Raw genomic sequence first — 8,053 nt, forward strand, 5'->3', positions numbered from 1 at the left:
CAAAACACCGTGCCAAAATACGCCTCGCGCATCATCTCCAGCAGTTTCGGACTCTGCGCCAGATTCAGCGTTGCCTCACAGGAAAACTGCACCGGATAGCCGTTGTGCTTTTGCCAGTCAATCAGGTGCGGCAGTAGTTCCATCACGGCGCGACGGTTGCCGACAAAATTATCATCGACAAAATACACCGCGCCTGGATTGCCGCGCTCCAACATTGCGTCAAGCTCTCGCAGAATTTGCGCCGGTGTTTTCATGCGAGGATTGTTGCCGTAGAGGGCAGGAATGTCGCAAAACTCGCAGTGATAGGGACAGCCGCTAGAGAACTGGATGTTGCCGAGGAAGTAGCGATCGATCGCCAATTTCTCATACGCCGGAGTCGGAAACTCGCTCAAGGGCAATCGCTCCTTGGTTTCAAAGCGAAGTTGCTGCGACGGACGCTCGATCGTGTCGTCGAGATGCTCGATCAGGCGATCGGTGCTATCGCCCAACTCCCCGATGCTAAGAATGTCAAACTCCGGGTAGTACTCTGGACAGCCCGACACGGAAGGACCGCCAACAACGGTGACTTTACCTGCCTGATGCGCTAGCTCGTTGATGCGATTAATCTGCGGACGCTGGATGTGCATGCCGCTGGTAATCACCACGTCTGCCCAACGATAATCTGCGCTGGTTGCCGATCGCAGGTTCTCGTCGATCAGCCGCACGTCCCACTCCTGCGGTAGGTACGCCGCCACAACTAGCAAGCCCTGCGGTGGCATAAATGCCTGAACGCCTTTGAGAAAATAGGCGTGATGAAAGGTGCCAAACGATCGGCTGTACTTGGGAAAAATGCAGAGAATGCGACGGCGATGGCGCGGAATGTAGCGTTGCCGCTGCTCGGTTTCGACGGGATGGGACGCAGTGAGAGTGCTCGTCATCTAGAATTGCCTCTTCACACAGTTAGGAGTTAGAAACTGGGAACTGGAGTCTCGTTGTCGAGTGCAAATATCTAGAAGATTAGCGAAGTTGACAGGAATTGGCTAGAACGGCTTCTGACTCAGGGGATAGCGTGATACTAATTCGGAATTCGAAATTCGTAAGTCGGAATTGCAAACGTTTGATTGGTCCCTTTGATTGGTTGCTGAAACTTAGAGATAAGTCCTGTGTCGCGACGGCATTGTGGATAGGTCGCATTGCAGCAATTCTTAGAAACCGCTAGCGATTCGAGATCTCATTCGTTAATCCAGTCAAGCTCAGCGTGTGACAAGACGCTACGATCGATTCAGTGGCGATTCTGGCTGGCAATATGGCTCTGACTCCAAAAACCACGGCTTGACTCTACGAGACAGATTTCGTTGAATGGACCGAACAGACCGTGCGACTGCTGCGGGCAGAACAATTCCAGCGAGTGGATTGGGAAGCAGTGATTGAGGAGATCGAGAGCTTGGGACGGTCCGATCGGCGAGAGCTAAAGAGTTGGCTGGAAGTAGTGTTACAGCATTTGCTGAAGTGGCAGTATCAGCCTCAGTTACGCAGTGGGTCTTGACGAAACACCGTGAATCAGCAGCGCAATCAAATTGAAGACCTGCTGCAAGATAGCCCCAGCCTGAATCTATATCTAGAGACGCTGCTACCGGACTGCTACCGACGCGGACGACGAGCTGCTAGTGATGAAACAGAGCTACCGCTCAACAGGTTTCCAGTGGAGTGTCCCTACACCCTCGACCAAATACTGGATGCAGCGTTTCTACCTGAGGCGATCGAGCCGTAGGATCACCTCACCCGTGATGCTTTAGGGAAGTGGTCAGTCAAAACTGAGTCAGGAGAGGCACGATCGGTGTGCGATCGTGCCTCTTTTGGGAAGGAGCGCTGAATTATGCGGCGATCTGGAAGTCCGACGCAGTTAGCAACAGAGAGCGCTGGAGTGTAGCAAACTGGGCACCGCTGCCAAAGCCATACTCCGCGCCATCCGAGTTGTAGAACAAGTTGCCACTGCCGCGACTGTAGACGATTAGGGCATCGCTACCTGCCGCGTAGTCATCACTGTCAACCGTCGTAAACTCGGCGGCAACGCTAAATCCACCACCCACCACGCTCTGAAGCGCCGTGAAGGTTGTCTTATCCAAGACGATCTTGTCAACGCTGACTTCAAAGTCTCGGACGCGATCGACCCCCAAACCAGCCGCATCAAACGCGGTGCTGGAGTTGAACACAAACTGGTCGCTGCCAGCACCACCACTCAGGACATCATCACCGACTCCGCCAGTGAGCGTGTCGTTACCGTCGCCACCCAGCAGACGATCGCTATCGCCTTTCTCCTGCACGATCGTGGCAGCGAGACCGATGAAGCTACTGGAGCCGTTGCCAACGCTGCCCAAGCTGGTTGCTGCTCCAGTCGAAAGGTCGAGGCTGTACAGCGTAGAGCCGGACACCGCATACGCAATATTCAGACCGTTGAGCGGCGAGAAGATGTCGAATCCACCCGTTGCGCCAAAGTCAACGCCAAGAGAGCCGATCGTCCGCAGCACACCGTTGTTCGGCGGGTTTTGCAGCACTAGGGTATCGAGCGCGGAGTCAATGCCGAATAGCTGCGTCGTCCGCGTGGGGGCGGCAGGTCCAGAAAAGGAATTGGTGTACGCGGCAGCGGTAATGGTCGGGTTTGCCCCTGCGTTGCGATCGTCCGTTGCGTAGGTCAAGTTTAGGTCGGGCTGGAACGGTGCAGCAGCATCGAAGGGCGCGATCGCGCCGTTATCGACGTTGACGCGGAGGTTCTGGTCATTGCTGCCCACCAGTCGCAGGCGATCGGGAACTGGGTTGAAGTCTACGCCCGCTTCCACTCCAGCGTTAAACGTGAGCGGTGACAGGGTGCTGACGAAGCTGGCAGAGCCAGTGGTGGGGTCGATCGTGTAGATCTTGCTGGTGTCGGTGACGCCGTAGAGCAAGCCATTGGCAGGTCGCACGTCGATGCCGATCAAGGTGCCATCTACGCCAGTTACGCTGACGCTGCTAGTGAAAATCGGATTGCTGGGGTCGAAGGCGACGATCGTATTCTGAGCCGTCAGACCAAAAAGCTGCAACTGCCCATCGCCGTCTAGCAGATCGTCACCCGAACCACCTCTGAGGATATCGCTGTCTCCTCCTCCCAGCAGCGCATCGTTGCCATTCTTCGCGTTCAGCGTATCGTTATCTGATCCGCCTCTAAGCAGGTCGTTGCCGTCACCGCTGTCGAGAACGTCGTCGCCGTCGTTTCCATCCAGAAGATCGTTGCCGTTCGCACTTCTGAGCATGTCGTCGCCATCGCCGCCCTTGAGCGTATCATCGCCGTCGCCGCCGTCGAGGAGGTCGTAGCCCTCAGCGCCATCCAGAAGATCGCCGCCGTTCTCGCCCCGGAGGATATCGTCGCCTGCGCCGCCGAGAATGGAGTCGTTGCCGTCGCCGCCTCTGAGCCGATCGTCGCCTGTACCGCCATTCAGGGTATCGTTGCCGTTTTCGCCTTGCAGCACATCATTTCCTGCACCGCCTCTCAGGAGGTCATTGCCATCGCCGCCTTGCAGGCTGTCGTTACCGCCACCCACTTGAACGAGGTTAGCTGCGAGACCAATCAGGTTCAGATAGCTATCCCCAACGCTGCCCAAGTTGGTTGCCGCTCCACTCGAAAGGTCGAGGCTATACAGCGTGGAGCCGGACACCGCATACGCTGCATTCACGCCGCTTAGCGGTGAGAAGATGTCGAATCCGCCTGTTGCGCCAAAGTCGATGCCAAGAGAGCCGATCGTCCGCAGCACGCCGTTGTTCGGCGGGTTTTGCAGTACCAGGGTATCGAGCGCGGAGTCAATGCCGAATAGCTGTGTTGTCCGCGTGGTGGCGGCAGGTCCAAAAAAGGAATTGGTGTACGCGGCAGCGGTGATGGTTGGGTCTGCTCCCCCGTTGCGATCGTCCGCCGCATAGGTCAGGTTCAGGTCCGGTTGGAAACCAGGAGTGACGGCATCAAAATCTGCGATCGCCCCGTTATCGACGTTGATGCGGAGGTTCTGGTCATTGCTGCCTACCAGTCGCAGACGATCGGGGACTGGGTTGAAGTCTACGCCCGCTTCCACTCCAGCAGCGAAACTAATGGGTGACAGCGTGCTGACGAAGGTAGCGGAGCCAGTGGTCGGGTCGATCGTGTAGATCTTGCTGGCGTCGGTGACGCCGTAGAGCAAGCCGTTGGCGGGTCGCACGTCGATGCCGACCAACGTGCCGTCTACGCCCGTGATCTCAATGCTGCTGGCTTGACTGGGGTTGCTGGGGTCAAAGGCGACGATCGTGTTGTAGTCGGTTAAACCAAACAGGCTTAGATCCCCATCGCCGTCTAGTACATCGTCACCTGCGCCGCCCTTGAGGGTGTCTTTACCTGCACCGCCCAAAAGCCCGTCGTTTCCTTCTTCGCCATCCAATAGATCATTCCCTGACTTTCCCTGGAGTAAGTCTTCGCCAGCTTGACCGAAAATGCTGTCTTTGCCGTCTGTTCCGGTGAGAACATCGCGATCTGGGGTGCCAACGATCGATGAATTCGCCATACCGTCTCCTGAATGAAGGTGCTTTGCTGCAAGTTGATTTGTCGCCTGCACAGCAAGGAATTGTGCAGGCGTAACAGGTTGGAAGCTGCTAGGTTCAGCTTCATAGGGTGCAATCCTGAGCCGTTAAGGTCAGGCGACACCGTTCTGGTCACATAGCGGGGCTAGAAAACACGACTAGCCGATTTAGACACGCAGGCGTGAGGGCAAGATTGTAGCTACCAGTTCCAGGAAATCAGCCTCATTGCCTCGCGTTTCTACAAGAACTACGCGCAACTTCACCGTTTGGATGCACGCTAGAAAAAACTTTTTTGCGCGATGGGCTGGACGCCGTTTATTGAGTTACGGCTGCACGCCCGATGAACAGCACTTTTCCAGTCGGGCGACCGATCGGAGAACCCGCGGCTGGCTCTAGCGTAATTTCAAATAATTGACCCGCCTCTAACCCAGGCAGACGAGTCGCCGGAACTTGTACGCTGCGATCGCCCGGTACCAGACCCAGCGAGGTCGGTCCTTTCGCCTGATTTGGCTTCGTCCACAGTTCCAAGGCTTGATTAGGCGCAACGGTCGTCTTTGCCAGCGGAATCACTTGCACTTGGTTTCTGGCATCGCCCTGGACAATCCAGCCCGGCTGCTTTGTCTCTGGGGACTGAAGCACCGCCGTAAAGGTGGGTGCCGGATCAGAGGATCTCAGAAACGTCCCGATCGCCAGCGCCACCGAGGCAGCAAGCCCCACAGCGCTGGTTGCTCGCCAGAAATTAATGTTTTCCCACAGGCGGCTGGAGCGAGCTGGAGTCCGAGCAGGCTGAGGGCTGGGGAGATTTTGTTCAATTCGGGTCCAGAGATCAGCGGTAGGAGTGATGGGGTCCGCGACCGCAGTTAGCCCCAGCAGCCGATTCTCCCAGTAGCGGACTGCCGCCCGAAGTTCGTCGTTTGTCGCCATCGATCGTTCGACATCGGCGGCTTCTTCAGCCGTCAAAACGCCTAGAACATACTCGCCCGCTAGCGCCCAGCCATCATCAGGGTCCTGCAAATTCATGGCAGACACTCCCGCAACGCTAAAAGCCCCCGCCGAATCCATGCCTTGACCGTACCCAACGGCGTCTCAAGGTGGGTGGCGATCTGAGAATGTGAGTAGCCATTGACGTAGGCGAGAAGAATGCTGGCTCGTTTTTGAGTGTCTAGCTGCTCAAGGCAGCGCTGAAGCGCTTCTGCATCTGTCATGCGCGACAGCCTTTCCAACAAATCCGTAGCCGTATCAGGTTCGTTTGAAAGCATGGTTTGATCGACAGCGATCTCACGAGAGGTTTTGCGTAACGTGTTGAGCGCTCGATAGCGCACGATGGTGAATATCCAAGCCCTAGCCGATCCACGCTGGGGGTCAAACGTTCCGGCTTTCTGCCAAATTTGCAAGAACGCATCTTGCACAACTTCGTCGGCTAAGTCGCGGCGATGCACAATTCGGAACGCAACGCCAAGTAACTGACTCGCTTCGTGTTCGTAGATTTGCCGTAGGGCAGCGCGATCGCCGCGTGCACAGGCAAGGAGTGCTGCTTCACAGTCAAAAGGGGCTGACGGCTTGGACTGGCTCATGAAATCCGCGCCTCTACGAAAGCTGCCGTCCGATAAACTCCTCTAGCAGGTTTGTGCCTTGGTGAAATAGCAACAACCATTCTCCTCAAATCACCATTACGAGCCATATCAGACCTCTCGGTTCACACTGATGCTACCGTACTGTGAACCGTCTGCAGTCATATCAAGTCGGAATCCGGAATTCGCAATACTCGCTGCGCGAGAAGCAAGCTACGAAATTGCAGAAGCTTTAGCCTGCCTACGTTTTAGTGGTTTGATCTGTAGCTGGAATTTAGAGAATTGGTATTTAAGACGCTAGAATTCTGGCGGCTAATGCTGGAGTTAAAAATCAAAGGGTAGGTGTCATACGGAAGTCTGCACCTACCCGCAATGGTTTGACCTGAAGACAGGTTTGACCTGAAGATAGCGAAACGCGCTTCGCTGTCTTCAGGTGACAATTTGACTCAGATCTAACGTCTCAGATTCAACTCAGATTCAACGCTTCAAACAGCCTCTGATGCCTCGTTACGGCTTGGGCATTGTTGTGCTAGCCGTTGACATTGCAGCCACGTCAATCAACCGAGTCGGACTCTTATCAACAAGGACATTGCCCATGCGTTGGACGGCACCTTTCTCCAGATCAACGCTGTAAAACGTGGAGCCAGAAACGGCAAACGCCGTATTCGTGCCGCTGGCATCGGTCATGATATCCATTCCTGCCATTGGGCTGAAATTGGTGCCGAGCATTCCAACGGTTTTAAGCACGCCATCGTTCGGCGGATTTTGCAGCACCAGCGCGTCCCGAATTCCGTCAATGTTGAATAGCTGCGTTGTTTTTGCGCCTGCCATTGAGTTTGTATATGCACCTGCGCTGATGCCTGCGCTTTTACCAGACAGCTGATCGTCTTTCGCGTACTTCAGCGGCTTATCCACGGTTGTGGCACCGGTCTCGACGTTGATGCGGAAATTTTGTCCGTTGCCAGCAACGAGCCGCAGCCGATCGGCAACCGGATTAAAGTCTACACCGGAGCTAAGCCCGCCCTTAAACGGCTTGCTGAGGCTGCTCACCATCGTTGCCGCGCCAGTGGTTGGGTCGATCGTGTAGATCTTGCTGGTATCCGTCACCCCGTAAAGCTTCTGATTTGCCGGACGAACATCGATGCCGATCAGGTTTCCGTCAACGCCGCTGACCTGAATTTTGCGAGCGCTGGTGAGCTGAGCAGAGTCAAACGCAACCAGATTGTTGTCCATGGTCAGACCAATGATCTCGACGGCTGTTGCAGGCTGAGCCATTCCAAGCGAGCCCAGCGAGACCGTCGCGGCGATCGCAATCAGTGATGCGTGAAGATAGGATTTCATACGTAGGGTTCCCTAGTGTCTAAACTACTCTCGTGTCAATCAGCCGAATGCTGATTTCATGTATCTATAAAGAGTTACCCACAACACATCGATATGGATGCACTCAGTTGAAGCGTTATTTGCGTTTAATTGATAAGTAAATCTTATAGATAGACAAAATCTCTGCGGCTCAGGTTGCCAGGAACTGCTGGTTTTCCTGCCGAACCTGCGCTGCCGCTTCGTCGTAGAGAAATGGCAAGAAGGCATACCGCTTTCCCTGAGTGACCGGAGTCGCCTCGTGCAGGAGCGAGCAAGAGAAGACAACAGCCCCTCCGAGTGGAGGTCGATAGGTCTGGCGACCAAATTCTGGAAAGCGCAGATCGCCCCCTTCGTACTCGTCGGGATTCAAATTTAAGGAAACCGCAAATCGTCGGTGAGCCGTGCCTTGCGTGGTGTTGTCGCGATGGGGGCGAAAGTACCCTCCAGATTCAGCGTCGTAACAGCCGACGATGTAGCGCTCGATCCGGGTTGCCTGAAACTGAAAGGCTCTGAAAATTTCTGGCACGAGACGATCGTACAGTCGGCTCATGGCTGCCCTGCAAAGGTCG

The 8,053-nt window shown here is 55.3% G+C and carries 6 protein-coding genes and 1 pseudogene; 1 reads left to right on the forward strand and 6 read right to left on the reverse strand.

Going from position 1 to position 8,053, the window contains the following annotated elements; translation table 11 throughout:
- On the reverse strand, positions 1 to 917 hold a 917-nt coding region (locus H6F43_RS15825; RefSeq protein WP_190343688.1), incomplete at its 3' end, for a cobalamin-dependent protein.
- Between the two features lie 368 nt (positions 918 to 1,285).
- On the opposite strand from H6F43_RS15825, the pseudogene H6F43_RS15830 reads away from it, so the two are divergent.
- Positions 1,286 to 1,750, forward strand: a pseudogene (locus H6F43_RS15830) (DUF29 domain-containing protein).
- Between the two features lie 103 nt (positions 1,751 to 1,853).
- Here H6F43_RS15830 and H6F43_RS15835 read toward each other — a convergent pair.
- The 5 genes from H6F43_RS15835 to H6F43_RS15855 form a co-directional block, all read right to left on the reverse strand.
- Positions 1,854 to 4,538 (reverse strand): DUF4394 domain-containing protein, encoded by a 2,685-nt coding sequence (locus tag H6F43_RS15835; RefSeq protein WP_190343689.1) that lies wholly within the window; start codon positions 4,536 to 4,538, stop codon positions 1,854 to 1,856.
- Positions 4,539 to 4,869: 331 nt separating this feature from the next.
- Positions 4,870 to 5,574 (reverse strand): anti-sigma factor, encoded by a 705-nt coding sequence (locus H6F43_RS15840; protein WP_190343690.1) that lies wholly within the window; start codon positions 5,572 to 5,574, stop codon positions 4,870 to 4,872.
- Positions 5,571 to 6,128 carry a sigma-70 family RNA polymerase sigma factor gene (locus H6F43_RS15845; protein WP_190343691.1) on the reverse strand — a complete coding sequence of 186 codons (558 nt, stop codon included), beginning with the start codon at positions 6,126 to 6,128 and terminating at the stop codon, positions 5,571 to 5,573. Before H6F43_RS15845 ends, H6F43_RS15840 begins: the two co-directional genes overlap by 4 nt.
- Before the next feature lie 504 nt (positions 6,129 to 6,632).
- Positions 6,633 to 7,466, reverse strand: a complete 834-nt coding sequence (locus H6F43_RS15850; RefSeq protein WP_190343692.1) for a DUF4394 domain-containing protein — start codon at positions 7,464 to 7,466, stop codon at positions 6,633 to 6,635.
- Positions 7,467 to 7,635: 169 nt separating this feature from the next.
- Positions 7,636 to 8,053 (reverse strand): 2OG-Fe(II) oxygenase (locus H6F43_RS15855; RefSeq protein ID WP_190343693.1); only part of this gene is annotated, 418 nt, incomplete at its 5' end.

The sequence above is a fragment of the Leptolyngbya sp. FACHB-36 genome, from assembly GCF_014695955.1.
In the GTDB taxonomy this organism is placed as follows: Bacteria; Cyanobacteriota; Cyanobacteriia; order Leptolyngbyales; family Leptolyngbyaceae; genus FACHB-36.

What these genes read in the sequence shown, in the direction of transcription:
- H6F43_RS15835 (WP_190343689.1), bottom strand. Translation starts at nt 4,538, where the DNA reads ATGGCGAATTCATCGATCGTTGGCACCCCAGATCGCGATGTTCTCACC.
- H6F43_RS15840 (WP_190343690.1), bottom strand. Translation starts at nt 5,574, where the DNA reads ATGAATTTGCAGGACCCTGATGATGGCTGGGCGCTAGCGGGCGAGTAT.
- H6F43_RS15845 (WP_190343691.1), bottom strand. Translation starts at nt 6,128, where the DNA reads ATGAGCCAGTCCAAGCCGTCAGCCCCTTTTGACTGTGAAGCAGCACTC.
- H6F43_RS15850 (WP_190343692.1), bottom strand. Translation starts at nt 7,466, where the DNA reads ATGAAATCCTATCTTCACGCATCACTGATTGCGATCGCCGCGACGGTC.